Annotated in this window: 18 protein-coding genes and 1 tRNA gene; 11 read left to right on the forward strand and 8 right to left on the reverse strand. The window is 71.2% G+C overall.

Translation table 11 applies throughout. The annotated features are described in order from the left end of the window. Positions 1-126: 126 nt before the first annotated feature. Positions 127-1,791 (forward strand): helicase HerA-like domain-containing protein, encoded by a 1,665-nt coding sequence (locus tag ON36_RS06195; RefSeq protein WP_043648797.1) that lies wholly within the window; start codon positions 127-129, stop codon positions 1,789-1,791. Positions 1,792-1,797: 6 nt separating this feature from the next. Here the strand turns inward: ON36_RS06195 and cmrA are convergent, their stop codons facing one another. After that, a complete protein-coding gene (gene cmrA / locus ON36_RS06200) occupies positions 1,798-2,607 on the reverse strand; it encodes a mycolate reductase (protein WP_043648799.1) in 810 nt (269 codons plus the stop codon). A gap of 89 nt (positions 2,608-2,696) precedes the next feature. On the opposite strand from cmrA, the gene ON36_RS06205 reads away from it, so the two are divergent. After that, on the forward strand, positions 2,697-3,803 hold the full coding sequence (locus ON36_RS06205) for a phosphotransferase enzyme family protein (protein WP_043648802.1): 1,107 nt from the start codon (positions 2,697-2,699) through the stop codon (positions 3,801-3,803). Between the two features lie 6 nt (positions 3,804-3,809). Here the strand turns inward: ON36_RS06205 and ON36_RS06210 are convergent, their stop codons facing one another. Beyond that, on the reverse strand, positions 3,810-5,159 hold the full coding sequence (locus ON36_RS06210) for an MFS transporter (protein ID WP_043648805.1): 1,350 nt from the start codon (positions 5,157-5,159) through the stop codon (positions 3,810-3,812). A 115-nt stretch (positions 5,160-5,274) separates the two neighbouring features. Between ON36_RS06210 and ON36_RS06215 the strand changes: the two genes are divergently transcribed. Beyond that, the gene (locus ON36_RS06215; protein ID WP_043648808.1) at positions 5,275-5,829 is read left to right on the forward strand and encodes a PadR family transcriptional regulator; all 555 of its coding nucleotides are present in this window, start codon (positions 5,275-5,277) and stop codon (positions 5,827-5,829) included. Continuing rightward, positions 5,826-7,856, forward strand: coding sequence for an NADPH-dependent 2,4-dienoyl-CoA reductase (locus tag ON36_RS06220; protein WP_043648810.1), 2,031 nt, complete (start codon positions 5,826-5,828; stop codon positions 7,854-7,856). The genes ON36_RS06215 and ON36_RS06220 overlap by 4 nt, the downstream gene beginning before the upstream one ends. A 301-nt stretch (positions 7,857-8,157) precedes the next feature. Here the strand turns inward: ON36_RS06220 and ON36_RS06225 are convergent, their stop codons facing one another. Further along, positions 8,158-8,766, reverse strand: a complete 609-nt coding sequence (locus ON36_RS06225) for a TetR family transcriptional regulator (protein WP_245557932.1) — start codon at positions 8,764-8,766, stop codon at positions 8,158-8,160. A 166-nt stretch (positions 8,767-8,932) separates the two neighbouring features. Here ON36_RS06225 and ON36_RS06230 point away from each other — a divergent pair, with 166 nt between their 5' ends. From ON36_RS06230 to ON36_RS06240, 3 genes are read left to right on the forward strand one after another with little or no spacing between them, the layout of a single operon-like run. Then, positions 8,933-10,024, forward strand: coding sequence for a ferredoxin reductase (locus tag ON36_RS06230; protein ID WP_043648816.1), 1,092 nt, complete (start codon positions 8,933-8,935; stop codon positions 10,022-10,024). 37 nt (positions 10,025-10,061) lie between these two features. Next, positions 10,062-11,210, forward strand: a complete 1,149-nt coding sequence (locus ON36_RS06235; protein ID WP_043648819.1) for a fatty acid desaturase family protein — start codon at positions 10,062-10,064, stop codon at positions 11,208-11,210. After that, the gene (locus ON36_RS06240) at positions 11,211-11,519 is read left to right on the forward strand and encodes a hypothetical protein (protein ID WP_052313698.1); all 309 of its coding nucleotides are present in this window, start codon (positions 11,211-11,213) and stop codon (positions 11,517-11,519) included. Position 11,520: 1 nt separating this feature from the next. Here the strand turns inward: ON36_RS06240 and ON36_RS06245 are convergent, their stop codons facing one another. Beyond that, positions 11,521-12,051: a DUF4254 domain-containing protein gene (locus tag ON36_RS06245; protein ID WP_043648822.1), complete on the reverse strand. Its 531-nt coding sequence runs from the start codon at positions 12,049-12,051 to the stop codon at positions 11,521-11,523. Positions 12,052-12,312: 261 nt separating this feature from the next. On the opposite strand from ON36_RS06245, the gene ON36_RS06250 reads away from it, so the two are divergent. Next, the gene (locus ON36_RS06250) at positions 12,313-12,741 is read left to right on the forward strand and encodes a hypothetical protein (protein ID WP_245557933.1); all 429 of its coding nucleotides are present in this window, start codon (positions 12,313-12,315) and stop codon (positions 12,739-12,741) included. 3 nt (positions 12,742-12,744) lie between these two features. Here ON36_RS06250 and ON36_RS06255 read toward each other — a convergent pair whose 3' ends face one another. Genes ON36_RS06255 through ON36_RS06265 form a run of 3 tightly spaced genes read right to left on the reverse strand, consistent with a single transcriptional unit; the run spans position 12,745 to position 15,435 of the window. Further along, the gene (locus ON36_RS06255) at positions 12,745-13,743 is read right to left on the reverse strand and encodes an ABC transporter ATP-binding protein (RefSeq protein ID WP_043648828.1); all 999 of its coding nucleotides are present in this window, start codon (positions 13,741-13,743) and stop codon (positions 12,745-12,747) included. Between the two features lie 5 nt (positions 13,744-13,748). Further along, a complete protein-coding gene (locus ON36_RS06260; RefSeq protein ID WP_043648831.1) occupies positions 13,749-14,582 on the reverse strand; it encodes an ABC transporter permease in 834 nt (277 codons plus the stop codon). Next, a complete protein-coding gene (locus tag ON36_RS06265; RefSeq protein ID WP_245557935.1) occupies positions 14,575-15,435 on the reverse strand; it encodes an ABC transporter permease in 861 nt (286 codons plus the stop codon). Before ON36_RS06265 ends, ON36_RS06260 begins: the two co-directional genes overlap by 8 nt. Positions 15,436-16,057: 622 nt before the next feature. Between ON36_RS06265 and ON36_RS06270 the strand changes: the two genes are divergently transcribed. Continuing rightward, positions 16,058-16,561, forward strand: coding sequence for an OsmC family protein (locus ON36_RS06270; RefSeq protein WP_043648837.1), 504 nt, complete (start codon positions 16,058-16,060; stop codon positions 16,559-16,561). Positions 16,562-16,683: 122 nt separating this feature from the next. Here ON36_RS06270 and ON36_RS06275 read toward each other — a convergent pair. Continuing rightward, a tRNA-Arg gene (locus tag ON36_RS06275) sits at positions 16,684-16,757 on the reverse strand. Positions 16,758-16,893: 136 nt separating this feature from the next. On the opposite strand from ON36_RS06275, the gene ON36_RS06280 reads away from it, so the two are divergent. Then, positions 16,894-18,969, forward strand: a complete 2,076-nt coding sequence (locus ON36_RS06280; protein WP_043648840.1) for a bifunctional copper resistance protein CopD/cytochrome c oxidase assembly protein — start codon at positions 16,894-16,896, stop codon at positions 18,967-18,969. Next, the gene (locus tag ON36_RS06285) at positions 18,966-19,940 is read left to right on the forward strand and encodes a serine/threonine dehydratase (protein WP_052313699.1); all 975 of its coding nucleotides are present in this window, start codon (positions 18,966-18,968) and stop codon (positions 19,938-19,940) included. Before ON36_RS06280 ends, ON36_RS06285 begins: the two co-directional genes overlap by 4 nt. The last annotated feature ends 259 nt before the right edge of the window (positions 19,941-20,199 follow it).

Here is a 20,199-nt window from a genome sequence, read left to right on the forward strand (position 1 = left end):
CAGGTCTGTCCGGCGGCGGTTCGCCCGCACGACACTCCCCGTCGCGCCGGGGTCGGCGTGACCGGCGGGGATATGGTTTGCCGTGAGGTTCTTGATGTCGGGGTGACCGGACGGAGGACGCGCGACATGACCACTCCCGCGGAGAAGGCGGCGGCCGCACGCAAGGCGGCCGAGGAGGCGGCCCGGGTGGCCGCGGAGGCGGCGGCCGCGGCCGAGGCGGCCGAACGGGAGGCGGCCGACGCGGCCGAGGCTCCCTCGGAGCCGGTGGCCGCGGCGTCGGACGCCGCGCGGGAGATCGCGGCGGGCTATGTGTTCGACGGTCCCACACTGGATCTGGGGACGGTCGTGGTCGACGGCACGGTCGATCCGGCGGCGCGGGTGGGGATCCCGCTGAAGATGATGAACCGGCACGGCTTGGTCGCGGGCGCGACCGGCACCGGCAAGACCAAGACCCTGCAGGGCATCGCCGAACAGCTCTCGCGCGCCGGTGTCCCGGTGGTGCTGGCCGACATCAAGGGCGACCTGTCCGGGCTCGCCGCGCCGGGCGCGGACACCGAGAAGATCCGGGCGAGGGCCGCCGAGACCGGGGAGCCCGACTGGTCGCCGAGCGGGTTCCCGGTCGAGTTCGTCTCGCTGGGCACCGGCGGCGTCGGCGTCCCGATCCGGGCGACGATCACCTCCTTCGGCCCGATCCTGCTGTCGAAGGTGCTGCAGCTCAACGACACCCAGGAGTCGACCCTCGGCCTGATCTTCCACTGGGCCGACACCAACGGCCTCGCCCTGCTCGATCTGAAGGATCTGCGCGCGGTGATCACCCACCTCACCAGCGCGGAGGGCAAGGCCGATCTCGAGGGCATCGGCGGGGTGTCCAAGCAGACCGCGGGGGTGATCCTGCGCGCGCTGGTCAATCTGGAGGCCGACGGCGGGGACACGTTCTTCGGTGAGCCCGAACTGGATCCGCGCGACCTGTTGCGCACCGCGGGCGGGCAGGGCGTGATCACGCTGTTCGAGCTGGGTCAGCAGGCGGCGCGGCCGGTGATGTTCTCGACGTTCCTGATGTGGGTGCTCGCCGACCTGTTCCAGACGCTGCCCGAGGTCGGTGACGTGGAGAAGCCGGCGCTGGTGTTCATCTTCGACGAGGCGCACCTGCTGTTCGCCGACGCCTCCAAGGCGTTCCTGCAACAGGTGGAGCAGACGGTCAAGCTCATCCGTTCCAAGGGGGTCGGGGTGTTCTTCTGCACCCAGTTGCCCACCGACATCCCCAATCCGGTGCTCTCGCAGCTGGGCGCGCGGGTGCAGCACGCGCTGCGCGCGTTCACGCCCGACGACCAGAAGGCGCTGGCCAAGACCGTCCGCACCTATCCCAAGACCGCCGCCTACGACCTCGAGGAGGCGCTGACCTCGCTCGGGACCGGCGAGGCGATCGTCACGGTGCTGTCGGACCGCGGCGCGCCGACGCCGGTCGCCTGGACCCGCGTCGTGCCGCCGCGCTCGCTGATGGACACGATCGGCGAGGACGCGATCCGGTCGGCGGCGCTGTCGAGCGGCTTGCAGGGCCGGTACGGCCGGACCATCGACCGCGAGTCGGCCTACGAGCGGCTCGCGGCCTCGGTGGCGGCGGCCGAGCCGGAGCCGGAGCAGGCACGGGCGCCGGGCCGGGCGGCCGCGCAGGAGGACTCGGCGGCGGACCGGATCATGAACAACCCGGCAGTGAAGAGCTTCCTGCGGTCCGCGGCCAGCGCCGCCGGGCGCGAGATCAGCCGCAGCATCTTCGGCACCCGGCGGCGGTAGCGCGGGCTATTCGCCGCCGCCGAGCTTGCGGTAGAACGCGCCGGCGATCGGCGCGGTGAGGGCGCGCGGGCCGTAGTTGCCCGCCACGCTCATGCCCTTGCCGATCAGGCCGGGCACGATCCGCATCTTGTTGCGGGCCAGCGCGTCGATGGACACCTTGGCGGTGTACTCCGAGGACACCCACAGGAAGTCGGGCACCATGCGGTCGACGATGGACTGGTCCTCGGGCGCGGGGGTCTCGGTGCGCACCGGTCCCGGCGCGAGCAGGGTGACGTGCACGCCGGTGTCCTTGAGTTCGCCGCGCAGCGACTCGCTGAAGGTGTTGGCGAACGCCTTGGACGCGGCGTAGGTCGCGTTGTTGGGGATGGGCATGTTGCCCGCGGCCGACCCGCTGATGAGGATGCCGCCCGCCTTGCGCTCGATCATGCCCGGCAGCACCGCCAGGGTGAGGTCGTGCACGGCGGTGGCGTTGAGCTCGAGCTGGGCGCGCTCGTAGCCGGGGTCGAGGTCGGCGACGGTGCCGAAGGTGGCGATGCCCGCGTTGTTGCACAGGATGGCGATGTCGCGCACCGACAGTTCGTCGACGAGGCTGCGGCGGGCCTCGCGGTCGGACAGGTCGACCGCGCGGACCTCGGCGGTGATGCCGTGGGCCAGCGTCAGCCGCTGGGCCAGTTCGGTGAGCACCTCACCGCGCCGGGCGACCAGGATCAGCGAGTAGCCGCGCGCGGCCAGCTCGGCGGCCAGCGCCATGCCGATGCCGGAGGAGGCGCCGGTGACGACGGCACGATTGTCGGATGTGGGGGAGGGCAGACTCACCAGGGGAGCGTAACCGGGCGCGCCGCGTCCTAGCATGGGACGGTGCCGACCACCCCCGCGGGCGACCGCGCCGCCGCCCGGTCCGGCCCGTGACGGCCGGTGACCGCGTCTTCGGCATGGGCGACGAGCCGGTGACCGAGTCCTCCTGGCCCGCGTCGACCGACGCCGAGATCGCCCGCGCGGTCGGGACGGCCTGGGGCGCCGCGCCGGCGGAGGTGCTGTGGCGCAGCCCGCGACCGCTGTCGACGACGGTCGGCGTCGCGCTCGCCGACGGCGGTCACGTCGTGGTGAAACGCCTGCCCACCGCCCTGCGCGACCGCGCGGCGCTGCGCGAGGAACACCGCTTCGCGAACCACCTGCGCGCGGCGGGCGTCCCGGTGCCGGAGCTCCGCGTCGGCGGCGTCGCGACGCTGGACACCGCGCGCGGGCCGGTGGAGTTCGTCTACGAGGTGCAGTCGGCGGGCGCGGGCGAGGACCGCTACCGTCCCGACTTCTCCTGGTCGCCCTGGCGCGACACCGGGGACGCGGCGGGGTCGGGGGCGGCGCTGGCCCGAGCGCACCTGGCCGCGGCGGGTTTCGACGCCCCCGCCCGGCCGGCGCGGCCGTTGGTGGCGAGCCTGCACGACGGTGACCCGGCGGGCGAGTTCGCCTGGCACCTGGCCCGCAGGCCCGCGCTGGCGGCCTTCCTCGCCGGCCGCGACTGGCGCCGCGAGCTGCCGTCGGAGCCGGTGGATCTCGCGGGGTTGCGCCCGCTGTGGACGCACGGCGACTGGCATCCGACCAACCACCTGTGGCGCGGCCACGAGGTGAGCACGGTGTTCGACTTCGGCCTGGCCGACCGCACGACCGCCGTGTTCGACCTGGCCACCACCGTCGAGCGGACCGCCGTCGACTGGGTGGCCATCCGCGCGGGCGAACCGGCCGAGGTCCGCTACGACCAGCTCGCGGCCTTCTTCGAGGCCTACCTCGCCCTGCGTCCGCCGAGCGCGGCCGAGCGGCGCGCGCTGCCCGGCCTGCTGCCGGTGGCCCATCTCGGCTACGAGCTCTCCGAGATCGACTACTTCCTCACCGTCGTCCACGACCGGCGCGCGGCCGAGATCGCCTACGAGGACTGGCTGCTCGGCCATCTGCGCTGGTACGCGACGCCCGAGGGCCGCGACCTGCGCGAGTTCGTCCGGGGCCTGGTCGCCGGGTGAGCGGGCTCAGACCGCCCGCGCCGCGGCGGCGTCGGTGAACCGGTCGGGAGCGCGGACGGGCAGCAGGACGAGCAGGCCCGCGGTGAGGACGACCAGCAGGCCGGCGATCCCGGCGCGGTCCGCGGCGAAGAGCCAGACGAACAGGGCGAAGAAGCCCGGCGCCAGGAAGGAGACGGCGCGGCCGGTGGTGGTGTAGAGCCCGAAGAGCTGGCCCTCGCGCCCGGGCGGCGCCAGGCGGGCGAGGAAGGAACGGGCCGAGGCCTGCGCGGGGCCGACGAAGACCGTCAGCGCGAGGCCGAAGATCCAGAACATGACGGCGCCGGAAGCGAACAGCAGGACGAGGCCGCACCCGAGCATGCCGATCAGCGAGGCCACGATGACCCGTTTGGGGCCGATCCGGTCGTCGTAGCGGCCGGCGGCGAGGGCGGCGAGGGCGGCGACCACGTTGGCGGCGATGCCGAACAGCAGCACCTCGGAGTCGGCGAACCCGAAGACCTTCACCGCGAGCACCGCGCCGAAGGTGAACACCCCGGCCAGGCCGTCCCGGAAGACCGCGCTGGCCAGCAGGAACCACACGGTGCGCCGGTCGGCTGCCCAGAGCTCCTTGAGGTCGCGCCAGAGCACGCGGTAGGACCCGAGGAATCCGGCGCGCGCGGCCCCGGGGTCGGCGTCGGTCCGGGGGAGTTCGGGCACGGTGAACAGCACCGGCAGCGCGAAGGCGGCGAACCAGACCGCCGCCAGCACCGCGATGAGCCGGATGTTGAGCCCGTCGTCGGTGGGCACCCCCAGCAGCCCGCGATAGGACCCGTCGCCTGCCAGGAACCCCGCGTAGCAGATGAGCAGCAGCACGATGCCGCCGAAATAGCCCATGGCCCAGCCGAATCCGGACACCCTGCCGACGGTCTCGGGCGTGGAGACCTGGCGCAGCATGGCGTTGTAGGGCACGTTGGCCAGTTCGAAGGTGGTGGCGGCGAAGGCGAGCAGGGCCAGGCCGAACCACAGGTAGCCGGGATCGTCGTGGACGAAGAACATCAGGGTCATGGCCAGCAGGGTGACCGCGGTCAGCAGCGCCAGCGCGCGCTTGCGCGACCCGGCGGCGTCGAAGTACTGACCGCACACGGGCGCGGTGACCGCGATGATCAGGCCGGCCAGGGCCAGCGCCCAGCCGAGCCAGGCGCTGGCCGAGATGCCGCCGGGTAGATCGTCACCGACCTTGTCGGTCAGGTAGACCGAGAAGACGAAGGTCAGGATCACCGCGTTGAACGCCGAGGAACCCCAGTCCCAGAACCCCCACGCCACCACTTGCCCGCGCCCGGTCGCGTCGCCGACGACGGCGGTCGCGTTCACCTCGCTCATGGAACGAGCGTAGTGGCGGACGACCGTTCCGGCAGGCCACCGGCGGGATTCGCCACGCCGGGGGGCGATATGAACTCGGTTGCATAGTACCTGTCGTACCGGATATTCTCGTGCCATGGCACTCGAACACGCGCTCCTGGTCTCGCTCAGCGAGCGCTCCGGTTCGGGCTACGAGCTGACCCGGCGCTTCGACAAGTCGATCGGCTATTTCTGGAAGGCCACCCACCAGCAGATCTACCGGGTCCTCAAGCGTATGGAGGAAGCCGGCTGGGTGACCGCCGAATCGGTGAACCAGCAGGGGAAACCGGACAAGAAGGTCTACACGGTCGCCCCGGAGGGGCACGCGGAGCTGGCGCGCTGGCTCGCGCAGCCCTCCGATCCCGTCTTCGCCCGCGACGAACTGGGCGTGAAGATCCGCGGCGCCGCCTACGGCGAGGTCGACGCGGTCCTGGCCGAGGTGGCCCGTCACCGCGCGGCCCACGCGGCACGGCTCGAGGAGTTCCGCCTCAGCGAGAAGAAATTCTTCCCGGCGCCGGATCAGCTCTCCGGCTCCGCTCTGCACCAGTACCTGGTCCTGCGCGCGGGCATCCGCTCGGAGGCCGGATACGTCGAATGGTGCGACGAAGTACTGCAGGCCCTGCGACCCCGAAAAGGTGAGTCCCGCCCATGACCGCATTCCCGCACCTGTTCGAACCCCTCGATCTGGGGCACACCACCCTGCGCAACCGGGTGGTGATGGGTTCCATGCACACCGGTCTCGAGGACCGTGCCTGGGACACCAACAAACTGGCGGCCTACTTCGCCGAACGCGCCCGCGGCGGCGTCGGCCTGATCATCACCGGCGGGTACGCGCCCAACCGCACCGGCTGGCTCCTCCCGTTCGGCGGCAAGCTGACCAACAAGACCGAGGCCTACCGGCACCGCGCCATCACCAAGGCGGTGCACGCCGAGGGCGGCAAGATCGCCATCCAGATCCTGCACGCGGGCCGCTACTCCTACATGCCGACGAGCGTGTCGGCCTCGGCGGTGAAGTCGGCGATCAATCCCTTCAAGCCGAAGGCGCTGTCGGCCAAGGGCATCGAGCGCACCATCGACGACTACGCCGCCACCGCGAAGCTGGCGAAGTTCGCCGGGTACGACGGCTGCGAGATCATGGGCGGCGAGGGCTATTTCATCAACCAGTTCCTCGCGCCGCGGGTGAACAAGCGCACCGACGAGTGGGGCGGCACCCCGGCCAAGCGGCGCCGCATCGCCGTGGAGATCGCCCGCCGCATCCGCGAGGCGGTCGGGCCGGACTTCATCATCGTGTTCCGGCTGTCCATGGCCGAGCTGGTGGAGAAGGGGCAGACCTTCGAGGAGATCGTGGCGCTGGCGGGCGAGCTCGAGGCCGTCGGCGTCGACATCCTCAACACCGACATCGGCTGGCACGAGGCCCGGGTGCCGACCATCGTCACCTCGGTGCCGCGCGCGGCGTTCGTGGAGTTCACCGCGAAGATCGCCCGCCGGGTGAACATCCCGGTGTGCGCGTCCAACCGCATCAACATGCCCGAGATCGCCGAGGAGATCCTGACCCGCGGTGACGCGGCGCTGATCTCGCTGGCCCGCCCGCTGCTGGCCGACCCGGAATGGGCGAACAAGGCCGCCCAGAACCGGGCCGACGAGATCAACACCTGCATCGCCTGCAACCAGGCCTGCCTGGATCACGCCTTCGCCAACAAGAAGGTGTCCTGCCTGGTCAATCCCCGCGCGGGCAGCGAGACCACGCTCAAGCTGCTGCCGACCCGGCGCAGCAAGCGCATCGCCGTGGTCGGGGCGGGCCCGGCCGGGCTGTCGGCCGCGGTGAACCTGGCCGAGCGGGGTCACTCCGTCGACCTGTTCGAGGCCGACGACACGATCGGCGGGCAGTTCGACATCGCCCGGCGGATCCCGGGCAAGGAGGAGTTCGACGAGTCGATCCGCTACTTCCGCCGCAAGATCGAGCTCACCGGCGTGCACCTGCACCTGGGTAAGCGGGTCACCGCGGCCGAACTGATCGAGGGCCGCTACGACTCGGTCGTGCTGGCCACCGGTGTCCGCCCGCGCATCCCGAACATTCCCGGCATCGACCACCCGATGGTGCTGTCCTACGCCGAGCTGGTGAAGGAGGGCAGGCCGGTCGGCAAGAAGGTCGCCGTCATCGGCGCGGGCGGCATCGGGTTCGACGTCAGCGAATTCCTCACCGTCGAGGGGCATCCCACGCTCAAGCTCGACGAGTGGAAGGAGGAGTGGGGTGTGGACTCCGAGGACGAGACCGCGCCGGGGCAGCTGCGCACCCCGCGTCCGGCGCCCGCCGCGCGCGACGTGGTGCTGTTGCAGCGCAAGTCCAGCGCCTTCGGCAAGGACCTGGGCAAGACCACCGGCTGGGTGCACCGGGCGGCGCTGAAGGCCAAGGGCGTCGAGCAGGTCGGCGGCGTGAACTACGAGCGCATCGACGACGCCGGCCTGCACATCAGCTTCGGCGAGAAGCGGGAGAACCCCCGCACCATCGCCGTGGACAACGTGATCGTCTGCGCCGGACAGGAGTCGGTGCGCGAGCTCGAGGAGCCGCTGCGCGCGGCCGGCGTGGACATCCACCTCATCGGCGGCGCCGACCTGGCCGCCGAACTGGACGCCAAGCGCGCCATCGACCAGGGCACCCGCCTGGCGGCGCGCCTGTAGTCACCCCCCAGGACCGGCCGCCGCCGCCGCGAGCGGCCGAAACCGCCACCCCGCCCGCCGAACTCGCATCCGGCAGGCGGGGTGGTGTCGTCTCCGGCCGGGCACGCAGGCGCGTTCGGGCCGGTCGCCGGGAGGAGCGCCGCGCGCGGCCGCGCCGGAACGGAACGCCTGTGCACTCGCCCAGGTCGGCCGCGTTCGCGGCGGCCCGAGGCGCGGACGCGCGAACCCGGCCGGTGTGCGCGTTCGCCGGAAAACCGGAGAACTCACCACCTCGGCGGTGAACAGTTGTGAACTGTGTGAATCAGGGTCGCCAGGCGCCGATGCCGAGCGCGATGAGCCGCATCTGGCGCACCGTGCGGTCCACGATGGCGGCCTCCTCGCGGGGGGCGGCGTCGACGTAGACCGCGATGCCGTCGGTGACCGTGTTGACCAGCAGGTCCGCCGCGATCTCCAGCTCGGTGGTGCTCCAGGAGTCGAGCGCGGGCAACCGGGACAGGTCGGCGACGATCTCGCGCACGATGAGCTGCATCTCCCTGGCGATCGCCTGGCGCAGCGCCGCCGATCCGCCCTGGCGTTCCCGGGTGAGGAAGCCGAACAGTTCCCGCTTGGCGTCGACCTGAGCGAAGACGAAACGCACGGTCGCCGACAGGTGCGGGTCCGGGGTGCGGCGTACCTCGCGCAGGGCGAGCCGCAGCGCCGTGACGCCCTCGTCGACCAGGGTCGCGCCGAGGTCGTCCAGCGACTCGAAGTGCCGGTAGAAGGCCGTGGGCACGATGCCGGCCGAGCGGGCGATCTCGCGCAGGCTCAGCGCCGCGAAACCGCGCTCGGCGGCCAGCGCGAGCGTGCCCTGAACCAGGGCCGCTCGGGTGCGCTCCTTGCGCTCGTTTCGGGTACCTGCCTGCTCAGTCATCACGGTGAGCATACATCCGTTCACCATAGTCACTTCCCTGTACATGTAGCCCGGCTCACATTATTCCCGGTTGACATCGGGTCGGGGTCATCCGGCACACTGGTGAGTGTACAGGCGTGCACTGAAATGTGGTCGGCATGCCGAGGACTTCGCTAAGGGGTAAACGATGGTGGGACTGATCGATCTGGTGCAGACGATGACGACTCCGCACTCGCTGGACCGCTACCTGGAGCTGATCAGTCCCACGCTGACCGCCCGGGAGCTCAAGGCCGAGGTCACCCACGTCTCGCGCGCCGTGCCCGGTTCGGTCACCCTCACCCTGCGGGCTACCCGCCAGTGGCGCGGTCACGCAGCCGGGCAGTACGTGCAGATCGGCGTCGTCATCGACGGCGTGCGCCACACCCGGTGCTACTCGCCGATCGACCCGGAGAGCTCGGGCTCGCGTTTCCTGCAGCTCACCGTGAAGGCGCACCCCGGCGGCCTGGTCTCGAATCACCTGCACGACCACGCGAAGCCGGGCATGGTGGTCACCCTCGCGCAGGCCGCGGGCGTGTTCCACCTCCCCGCGCGCAGGCCCGGCCGGGTGCTGCTGATCAGTGGCGGCAGCGGCATCACCCCGGTGCTGTCGATGCTGCGGACCCTCGACGCCGAGGGCTTCCCCGGCGAGGTCACCTTCCTGCACTACGCGCGGCAGCCCGAGATGGTGCCGCACCGGGCCGAGCTGGCCGCGATCGCGCAGCGGCACCCGAACTTCCGCGTCGAGTACCGCTACCCGGTCGAGCCCGGCACGGTCGTCGGTGGCGAGACCTCCACCGGCAGTGGGTTCTTCGACCGCGCGGAACTCGAGGCCGTCGCCCCGTGGTTCGCCGACGCCGAGGCCTACGTCTGCGGACCCGGCCCGCTGATGCGCGCCGTGCGCGACATCTTCGAGGCCGAGGGGCTCGCCGAGCGGGTGCACAGCGAGGAGTTCACCCTCACCGCCGTCCCGGTGGATCCGGCCGAGGCGACGGGCACCGTGTCCTTCTCCGCGAGCAAGGTCAGCGCGGAGAACGACGGAACGACCCTGCTCGAGCAGGCCGAGGCCGCCGGGCTGACCCCGGAGTACGGCTGCCGCATGGGCATCTGCTTCTCCTGCACCGCGACCAAGGTCAGCGGCTGCACCCGCAACGTGCGCACCGGCGAGCTCGACGCCGAGCCCGGCAAGCCGATCCAGATCTGCGTCAACGCCCCCGTGGGCGACGTGGACCTCGACATCTGACATCGATCACCGACCCAACCATCAGGGGAGATACGACATGACGATCCTCACCGAAGGCAAAGACGGCCCGGTCATCCTGACCCCGGACCAGGTCGAGGAGATCGGCCGCGAACTCGACGCCCTGCGCGACCGCATCGTCGCGGACCTGGGCGACAGCGACCGCGAGTACATCTACAAGATCATCAAGGCGCAGCGCGGGTTCGAGGTCGCAGGCCGCGGCCTGATGTACCTCGGCTTCCTGCCGCCGTTCTGGCTGGCCGGCGTGGCCTCCCTCGGCGTCTCCAAGATCCTGGACAACATGGAGATCGGCCACAACGTCATGCACGGCCAGTACGACTGGATGCGCGAAGAGGGCCTGAACTCCCGGGTCTTCGACTGGGACACGGTCTGCCCGGCCGACCAGTGGAAGCACTCGCACAACTACATGCACCACACCCACACCAACATCCTCGACATGGACCGCGACATCGGTTACGGCATCCTGCGCATGGACGAGGGCCAGAAGTGGAACCCCTACTACCTGGGCAACCCGCTGTGGGCGTTCCTGCTGATGGTCTTCTTCGAGTGGGGCGTCATGCTGCACGACCTCGAGGCCGACAACATCGTCAAGGGCAAGCGCAAGTGGTCCGACCTCAAGCCGCTGCTCAAGGGCCAGGCCCGCAAGGCCAGCAAGCAGGTCCTCAAGGACTACGTGGTGTTCCCGGTGCTGACCGGTCCGCTGTTCCTGCACACCCTGGCCGGCAACGCCGCGGCCAACCTGGTGCGCAACCTGTGGACCTTCTCGATCATCTTCTGCGGCCACTTCCCGGCCGGTGTGCAGACCTTCACCAAGGAGGACACCGCCGAGGAGACCCGCGGCGAGTGGTACGTCCGACAGATGCTCGGCTCGGCCAACATCAAGGGCTCCAAGCTGTTCCACATCATGTCGGGCAACCTGTCGCACCAGATCGAGCACCACCTGTTCCCGGACATCCCGGCCAACCGGTACCCGCAGATGGCGCCCGAGGTCCGGCGGATCTGCGAGAAGTACGGCCTGCCCTACAACACCGGCGGTTTCACCAAGCAGATCTCCTCGGTCTGGGCCAAGATCTTCCTGCTCTCCCTGCCGGATCGCTACGTGAAGAGGGACTCCCGTCCCAGTGTTATCGTGATGCGTACCCGGAAGGCAACCGAAGTGGGCGTGTAGATGATCGGGAAATTCGAGAGCAACAAAGATCTCATCCAGGAATTGACGTCCTCCGGCGCCCGGCACGTCGGAAATATCGCGACCATCATCACCGAGACCATCGCCGGGGTCACCCGCGAGATCGGTGAGTTCATCACCGACGCGATCGAGATGAACGAGGCCGCCGCGGCGGCCCGCCGGGACGCGGCCGCCGAGGCCGAGGCGGAGGCGTTCGTCGCCGCCGAGGTCGCCGACGACGCGCCGGAGCCCGCCGCACCCGCGCCGGAGCCGGTGGCCAGCGCCACCGAGCCCGCGCCGGGCGACCGCTGAGTCACCAGACCGGCAGCCGCCTGCGCTGCTCGACGACATCGGTGACCAGGTCCCGGTAGCCGTCGGTCAGTTCCGCCAGCCGACACCACTGCAGATGGGTGCGCGCCTCCCACTGCAGTGGTGTCGTCGTCTGTGTGTCCTGGTCGCCGCCCAGCGCGTGCTGGGCGGCGACCCACTTCTCGGCCATCCGGTCGATCACCGCGCCCAGGGTCTCGGTGTGCAGGGAGGCGCCCGCCCGGTGCGCGATGTTGGCCGCCACCCACTCGTCGATGTGGGCGACCAGCCCGGCGCGCGTCCCGTCGATGTCGGCGATCGCCCGCCCGCACGCGGCCACCCGGTCCGCGGGCGCGTCCGGGGAGAGCGCGGCCTTGACCGCGCGTCGCCGGTGGAGGTGGCAGCGGGCCAGCCTGCCCGCCGCGTCGAGGACCCGGTGCCCGCCCGCGCGGGGGTCCTCCGGTGTGTGGAACGCGCGCAGCAACGCCGCGGGCGGCGGGAATTGCGCGGAATCGCTTCGATCGCCGTCGTTCGGCATGGTGCACGCCCCTGCGTAGTGCTGTTCGCTCAGCGGTGGATGTCACGCCGGTGCCGGAGAGGATTCGGGGGAGGGGCACTCCCCGGCGCCGGTGCAGTCCCGCCCGGTCGTCAACCCCGGAAACCGGGAAATCCGCGACGCTGCGGCAGGTAGACCGCCCGAGTGGAATCGGGACCCTTTCAGGAAAACCCGGGGATCGGCGGCGCGCAATAGTAAGGTGTATAAATCCGGGCGGCCGCGAGAATTGTTATCGGGGGTCACGTGCCGGTCACCACCGCGGCTCCGTGCGATAACCGCGCCGGGCGTACCGGCGTATTCCCGGCAACCGGTGTGCCCCGCCCGGCCGTGTATGCATTAACCTCGATATTCGTGCCGGCCTATGTGTCCTCGCCCGAGCTGACGTTCGGGTTCCTGTTCGCCCTGGAAGACCCGCAGCGAATCGCCGATGTCGTCCGCGACCTGATGGAGCGCCGCGCGGTGTCGGTGTTCCGGCTGGCGCGGCTGTCCGACGACGACGGGCCGCCCGAACGCTTCGTCGTGAACTGGGCCTCGATCCCGCAGATCAACATCACCACCGCCGCGCCCGGCGAGGACGAGTTGCGTGACCTCGGCATCCTGCTGGTCAACGCGTTCCTGTCCGAGCGCGGCGAGGTCAGCATGTATGCCGCGCACGGCAATACGGCGGGCTGACGGTCAGCGCGCGGACTCGTAGATCCGGCGCACCACGTCCTCGATGCCGGGTTCCTCGATCGACAGGTCGCGCACCTCGGCCCGGTCCGACACCGCGGCGAGCAGTTCGGCCGCGGTCGTGGTCTCGGCGTCGAAGGCCAACCGCTGGCGCATGCCGCCCGCCTCGCTCGCCAGCAGCTGCGCGGCGCACGGCAGGTCGTCGAGATCCGGTGTCGGCGAAGCCAGGTCGACCACCAGCACCCGGCGGGCGCCGACGGTGGCGCCGAGCCCGGCCAGCGACCCGTCGTAGACCAGGCTGCCGTGATCGACCACGAGGACCCGTTCGCACAACCTCTCGATATCGCCCATGTCGTGGGTGGTCAGCAGCAGGGTGGTGCCGCGCTCGGTGCGTTCGGCCCGCAGGAACTCGCGCAGCCGCTGTTTGGACAGCACGTCGAGGCCGATGGTCGGCTCGTCGAGGATGACGAGCTCCGGCGAATGCAGCAGGGCCGCGGCGACTTCGGCCCGCATGCGCTGGCCGAGGGACAGCTGGCGCACGGGGGTGTCGAGCGTCTCGGCCATCTCCAGCTGCTCGACCAGCTCGTGGGTGCGTTTGGCCGCCTCCTCCGGGTCGAGCCGGTGGATCGCGGCCAGGATCGAGAACGACTCGCGCAGCGGCAGATCCCACCACAGCTGCGACCGCTGCCCGAAGACCACCCCGATCCGGGAGGCCAGTTCGCGGCGCTGGCGCACCGGCTCCAGGCCGCAGGTGCGCACGGTGCCCGAGGTCGGCACCAGGATGCCGGTGAGCATCTTGATCGTCGTCGACTTGCCCGCGCCGTTGGCGCCGATGTAGCCGACGGCCGCGCCGCGCTCGATCCGGAAACTCATCCGGTCCACGGCCGTGATGACGTCGCGATGGCGGCGCCAGCGGCTGCCGTTCTTGCGATACACGGTGAACTGCCGGGTCAGGTCGGCGATGTCGATGATCGGCCCGGATAGCGATGCCCCGATGTCTCCCATGGTCCTCAGCCACCGCCTCCCTGGTAGTGCCGTGTGCCGACCCGCCACGCCGACAGCGCCAGCAGCCACACCCAGGCGGCGGCCAGCGGCGCGAGCCAGGCCGACCACGCGGGCAGCAGCGGCGGGCCCGGGATTCCGAGCAGGGCGATGGTGGGGACGTAGGCGGTGAAGGCGACCGGGATGGCCAGGCCGAACAGCACCGTCAGCGGCAGCGGGAAGACCGACGCGGGCTGCATCGCCGCGAACGAGCCGCCATAGGTGAAGCTGTTCGTCAGCTCCGAGCCTTCGATCAGGAAGAACTGCAGGCCGGCCGCGCACACGAAAAGCGCGCAGAACAACGCGATTCCGCTGATCAGGGTGAGCACGAGCAGCGCGACCGTCGCCGCGCCCCAGTCCAGGTCGTTGCGGAGCAGGCCGGCGACGAGCACCACGACGGCCACGGCCGCCCTGGCCAGCCTGCGCAGGGAGATGTCGCTGGTGACCAGCTGCATCAGCAGCGGCTGAGGGCGCAGATGGTAGGCGTCGAGGGTGCCCATGCGGATCATGTCGGGCAGCGAGTCCAGGTGCCCGAACAGCACCTGGGCCAGGGCGAACGAGGTGTTGGAGAGCCCGAACAGCAGCAGCGCGCCGTCGGTGTCCAGGCCGCCGAGGACGTGCACGTTGTGGAAGATCACCCACACCTCGGCGAACTCGACCAGCCCGATCAGGAACGCGCTGAAGACCTCCGTGGCGAACGACACCCGGTAGACCTGCTGGGCTTTCACCCGCGAACGCAAGACTGCGGCATACGGTGTGAACCAGGTCCCGGCCAGCGTGCGCGCGGACACCGGTTCAGCCACCCTGCACCTCCAGCCTGCGCTGCCCGGCTCTGAGCAGCACTCTGCCCAGCACCGCGATCGCCACGACCCACACCACCTGGATCAGCACCGTGGACAGGGCCGCGGCCCCCTCCACCCGTCCCGACAGCGTATCGATCGGCGCCTGGAGGATGGACGGAAACGGCGTAGCGTGCGCGATGGTGCGCAGCCACTCCGGGAACATGTGCACGGGCACGAAAAGCCCCGCCAGGAACGTGCCGACGATCTGGTACAGCACCCGGATGCCGCGGATCTCGACCACCCAGAAGCCGATGAGCGCCACCGCGAACAGGCACAGGAACGACAGGGCCACCGCCAGCAGCACACTGATCACCCCCAGCACGTACGACAGCGGCGAACTCGGCATCGACAGCCCGAACGTGGCGGCGCCGACCGCGATGCTCGGAATGCCGCGCGGGCCGAAAGTGCAGGCGGCGCGGCCCATGTCGGCGGCCAGGTACCCCAGCTGGATGTCGACCGGGCGCAGGAAGTCCACCGCGACGTCGCCGGACTTGATCCGTGACACCAGGTCGATGGGCGGGCCCATGAACTGGGTGGCGCCGAGCAGTCCCTGCGAGAGCCACACGTACGCGCCGATCGTGCCCTCGTCGTAGCCGCCGAAGTCGCCCGCGGCGCGCACGGCCGCGAGCATGACCGCCGCCCGCACGAACCCGAACACGCAGTTGGTGAACAACCCGGCGAACATGGCCAGCTTGTACTGCGCCTGCTTACGGAACCCGGCCTTCGCCAGTTGCCAGTACACCCACCAGGACCGGCGATGGTGGCCGTGGAAGTGCCGACGGGCCCGCGTGACGGCGAGCCGCCCGTCCCCCACCGCAAAACCACGCACAATCAGTCAACTTTAGGCGAGAGTCTGCCGGGGCGTAGGGGTTTGGGTCCGCGCGCCCGCTCCGATACAACATGGACGCCGGAACGAGATCATTCCCCGGGCGATCGCAGCGCGAACCGGCCGGGCGGCGGCGGGCACCGAACCGCCCGGCGATCACTACCGGCACGGAAAGCGCTGCGCCGCAGCGCCTTTCCGCTCAGTGCTCGGGAAAGCCGATCGCGAAGCCGAGAGCGATGATCAGGGCGCTGACCACGGCGAGGACGAGGATGATCCACATAGCTGCCGAGGGTACTGCCGCGCCGGGCGCGGACCACGCAGATTCGCCGGTGTCGCGGCCGAACCGTGAAGAAGGGGACTCCGAGCTACTAGTCGGTCGGGAAACCGTTCGCGAACAGCACCGCGATGAGAGCGGAGGCGACGACCGAGCTGGCAAGGATGATCCACATGAGCCGCAAGGCTACAGGGGGACCGATCGGTCCCCGGCACCGGCCGTCGGGGCCCGGCGGCCAGCGGACGGCGTCACCGTCACGGTGACGGACCCGAACTCCCCGCGCCGGGTCGGATCGATTTCCCGGATTCCGGGGCACGGGCGGACTACCGTCGGATCATGGACGCGTCCCGGCTGCGCGCCGCCCAGGCGCCCTTGAAGGAGCGGTACCGCGAGGACCCCGGGTCGGCCCGGACCCCGCTGACGGCGACAGGCCGGATCGGCTCGCCCGGGGTCACCTTCGACGTCGACCAGTTCGCGGGCGTGAGCCGCGCCGGACTGCACCGGGCCACCGGCGGGGACGGCTCGGACGCGTGCTCGGGCGACATGCTCCTCGAGGCGCTGCTCGCCTGCGCCGGGGTGACTTTGAACTCGGTGGCCACAGCGTCGGGCATCCGGCTCGACGCGGTGGACGGCCGGGCCGAGGGCTACTTCGACGCCCGCGGCACTCTGGGCGTCGACCGGGAGGCGCCGGTCGGGGTCCAGCACGTGACGATCACCTTCACGGTCGACACCGGCGCCGACGAGGCGGCCCTGGCGCGACTCGCGAAGCTCACCGAGCGCTACTGCGTCGTCGGCCGTTCGCTGGCCGAGCCACCCGAGATCGTCGTCCGCCGCCGCTGAGCGACCGGCGCGACACCGAGGGATAGGGGACCCGCAGCGGCACAATCCCTTGCTGGTGAACCGCCGAGGCGGCGCACGAGGACGGGCCCGGCCCGCGGTATTCGCAGGTCGGGCCCGTGGTGCGCCCCCGGCAGGAATCGAACCTGCGACCTAGGGATTAGAAGGCCCTTGCTCTATCCAACTGAGCTACGGAGGCAGTGGCATCCACCTTGGCCGAGATCGGCCGTGGTGTCCAGCGCGAAAGTATAGCCAGGGGTGGGGTCGTGTCGCCGGGGTCGGCCGGGGCGGACCCATCGGGGCGTGAGCCAGATAACCGAACTACGCTCGTAGCCATGTCGTCACCGCAGGACCCGGACACCGGAACCGCCGAAGACGGCGCGGAACCGGAGGTCGTGGGGGAGGCGGGATCGGTCGTCGCGCCGCGCAACCCGGCCGTCTTCGGCGTCCTGACGGTGTTCGCGGCCGCGCTCGCCGCGCTCGTCGCGGCGATGGTCACCGCGCTCTCGGCCGATCAGGCGCTCTCGGCGCTCGGCATTCCCGACCCGGGACCGGTCACGGTGTACGGGCTGCGGGTGGTGCGGGTGATCGCGGACCTGAGCGGGGCGCTCACGGTCGGCTCGCTGTTGTTCGCCGCGTTCCTCGTGCCGCCGGGCCGGGACGGACTGCTGTCGGTCGGCGGGTACCGGGCGGTGCGGCGGGCCTCGGACGCGGCGGTGGTGTGGGCGGTCTGCGCGCTGCTGCTGGTGCCGCTGACGGTCGCCGACACGACCGGGCAGGCGCTGGGCGACGTGTGGCAGCCGGAGGTGCTGTGGCGCGCGATCCCGCAGATCGACGTGGCGGGCGCCTGGCGGACGACGGCGATCTTCGCCCTCGTCGTCGCGGCGGGCTGTCGCCTCGCGCTGCGCTGGGGCTGGACGCCGCTGCTGCTCGGCGGCGCGCTGCTCACGCTCATGCCGCTGGTGCTGACCGGGCATTCGTCCTCGGGCGGCTCCCACGACGTGGCAACGAACTCGCTGATGCTGCACGTGGTGGCGGCCTCGCTGTGGGTGGGCGGGCTGTTCGCCGTGCTCGCGCACGCGCTGCGGCGCGGGACCGACACCGATGTCGCGGCGCGGCGGTTCTCGCTGGTGGCCACGGTCTCGTTCGCGGTCATCGCGGTCAGCGGCGTGATCAACGCGCTGGTGCGGCTGCCGCTGTCCGACCTGCTCGATTCGACCTACGGCAGGCTGGTGCTGGCCAAGGCCGCCGCGCTGGTGGTCCTCGGTGTGCTCGGCTACCGGCAGCGGCGCACGGCGTTGCCCGCGCTGGCCGCCGACCCCGGCAACCGGGCGGCGCTGATCCGCTTCGCCGGGGTGGAGGTGCTGGTCTTCGCGATCACCCTCGGTCTCGCGGTCGGCCTCGGGCGGACCCCGCCGCCGCCCACCGGTGTCGTCCCGACCCCGGCCGAGGTCGAACTCGGCTACAACCTGGCCGGACCGCCGACCGTGGCGCGGCTGCTGTTCGACTGGCGCTTCGACCTGATCTTCGGCACCCTGTCGATCGTGCTGGCCGTGCTGTACCTGCTCGGGGTGCGGCGGCTGCGCCTGCGCGGCGACAAGTGGCCGGTCGGCCGGACCATCGCCTGGCTGAGCGGCTGCGTGGTGCTGCTGCTCGCCACGTCCTCGGGGGTCGGCCGGTACGGGCCCGCGATGTTCAGCGTGCACATGGGCGCGCACATGGCGCTGTCGATGCTGGCGCCGATCCTGTTCGCGCTCGGCGGTGTCGTCACCCTGGCGCTGCGGGCGCTGCCGCCCGCGGGCCGCGACGGCGTGCCGGGCCCGCGCGAGTGGATCCTGGCCGCGGTGCACAACCCGGTCTCGCGGTTCCTGACCCAGCCCGTGGTGGCCTCGGTCATCTTCGTGGCGGGCTTCTACGCGCTGTATCTGGGCGGCATCTTCGACACCTACGTCGACTCGCACGCCGCGCACCTGCTGATGAACCTGCACTTCCTGCTCAGCGGCTACCTGTTCTACTGGGTCGTCATCGGCATCGACCCGAAGCCGCGCCAGGTCCAGCCGCTGACCAAGCTGGCCATGGTGTTCGGCACCCTGCCCTTCCACGCGTTCTTCGGCATCGCGCTGATGAGCATGACCACCGTGCTTGGCGAGTGGTTCTACCGCGGCCTCGGCCTCGGCTGGAACATCGATCTGCTCGACGACCAGCGCAACGGTGGCAGCTTCGCCTGGGCCAGCGGCGAGGTGCCGCTCGTCGTGGTCATGCTCGCCCTGCTCATCCAGTGGTCGCGCAGCGACGAACGGCTGGCCAAGCGCACCGACCGCGCCGCCGACCGCGACAACGACGCCGAACTGGCCGCCTACAACGCGATGTACGCCGAACTGGCCCGGCGGGACGGGCAGGTTCGCAAGTGAGTCCCTGTGCGCCGGTTCCCGGCGGCGCGGCGGGGCGCGGACGGACCCGCCGGATCTACCGATCCGATGTGCGGATCGCGCGGCGCAGGCTGACCGGGCGGGTGCGCAGGACCCCGGTCTTCCACACCAGCGTCGACGGGCCCGACGGCCCCGTCCCGGTCTCGCTCAAACTCGAGTACCTGCAGCACGGCGGCACGTTCAAGGTGCGCGGGGCGCTCAACGCGCTGCTGTCCTCGCGCACCGGATCCGGGCACGTCGTGGTTGCCTCGGGAGGGAACGCGGGCATCGCGGTCGCCCTGGCCGCCGCCCAGCTCGAACGGAGCTGCACGGTGGTGGTGCCCGAATCGGCGCCGCACACCAAGGTGGCCGCCATGTGGTCCTACGGCGCCGAGGTGATCTGGCACGGCGCAGGCTACGACGAGGCCCTGGCCTACGCCGCGCAGCTGGCCGCCGATCGCGGCGCCGAACACATGCACGCCTACGACCTGCCCGCCGTGGTGGCCGGGTCGGGGGTGATCGGGCTCGAACTCGAGGAGCAGGTGCGCGGCAGGCCGCCGGTGCTGGCGGCGGTCGGCGGCGGCGCGTTGATCGGGGGCATCGGCGCCGCGCTCGGCAGGCGCCGGCGGATCATCGGGGTCGAGGCGGCGCACACCCCGACGCTCAGCGCCGCGCTCGCCGCGGGCCACCCGGTCGACACCGGCGCCGACGTCCCGCCCGAGACCCTGGTCGCGCCGCGGATCGGCGGGATCGCCTACGACATCGCCCGCCGCTACGACATCCCCGCGGTCTCGGTGACCGACGACGCCATCGGCGCCGCGCGCGAGTACCTGTGGCGCGAGTTCCGGGTGGTCGTCGAGCTCGAGGGCGCCGCCGCGCTGGCCGCCGTGCAGAGCGGCGCGTACGTGCCGCCGCCGGGGGAGCGGCCGATCGTGGTGCTCTGCGGCGCCAACACCGAGCTCTCGGTCCTCTGACCCCCGCCGGAATATCCGCGGGCAGGCGGGCGCTGCACCTGCCGCCGAGCCCGTCGCGGACACCCGGCCGGTCATGGACCCGGATCCGGACCTGACGTACCCTCTAGCGCGGCGGATCGCAGCCCGGCGCACCCCCAGACACTCGCGCCCGGCGCCGCGCGACCCGAACCCGTCCGGGTTCGGCGTCCGTGGTGTTCGCGGCGGCGGTAGCTCTGCTTGTCCTCCCCGTTACCTCCACCGATAGGCTTGTGTATATGGC

The organism is Nocardia thailandica NBRC 100428, assembly GCF_000308795.1.
Lineage (GTDB): Bacteria > Actinomycetota > Actinomycetes > Mycobacteriales > Mycobacteriaceae > Nocardia > Nocardia thailandica.

Excerpts from the sequence above, each read along its gene's own strand:
- ON36_RS06215 (WP_043648808.1), top strand. The coding sequence starts at position 5,275 with ATGGCACTCGAACACGCGCTCCTGGTCTCGCTCAGCGAGCGCTCCGGT.
- ON36_RS06240 (WP_052313698.1), top strand. The coding sequence starts at position 11,211 with ATGATCGGGAAATTCGAGAGCAACAAAGATCTCATCCAGGAATTGACG.
- ON36_RS06230 (WP_043648816.1), top strand. The coding sequence starts at position 8,933 with ATGGTGGGACTGATCGATCTGGTGCAGACGATGACGACTCCGCACTCG.
- ON36_RS06235 (WP_043648819.1), top strand. The coding sequence starts at position 10,062 with ATGACGATCCTCACCGAAGGCAAAGACGGCCCGGTCATCCTGACCCCG.
- ON36_RS06225 (WP_245557932.1), bottom strand. The coding sequence starts at position 8,766 with ATGACTGAGCAGGCAGGTACCCGAAACGAGCGCAAGGAGCGCACCCGA.
- ON36_RS06195 (WP_043648797.1), top strand. The coding sequence starts at position 127 with ATGACCACTCCCGCGGAGAAGGCGGCGGCCGCACGCAAGGCGGCCGAG.
- ON36_RS06220 (WP_043648810.1), top strand. The coding sequence starts at position 5,826 with ATGACCGCATTCCCGCACCTGTTCGAACCCCTCGATCTGGGGCACACC.
- ON36_RS06270 (WP_043648837.1), top strand. The coding sequence starts at position 16,058 with ATGGACGCGTCCCGGCTGCGCGCCGCCCAGGCGCCCTTGAAGGAGCGG.
- ON36_RS06280 (WP_043648840.1), top strand. The coding sequence starts at position 16,894 with ATGTCGTCACCGCAGGACCCGGACACCGGAACCGCCGAAGACGGCGCG.
- ON36_RS06210 (WP_043648805.1), bottom strand. The coding sequence starts at position 5,159 with ATGAGCGAGGTGAACGCGACCGCCGTCGTCGGCGACGCGACCGGGCGC.
- ON36_RS06255 (WP_043648828.1), bottom strand. The coding sequence starts at position 13,743 with ATGGGAGACATCGGGGCATCGCTATCCGGGCCGATCATCGACATCGCC.
- ON36_RS06245 (WP_043648822.1), bottom strand. The coding sequence starts at position 12,051 with ATGCCGAACGACGGCGATCGAAGCGATTCCGCGCAATTCCCGCCGCCC.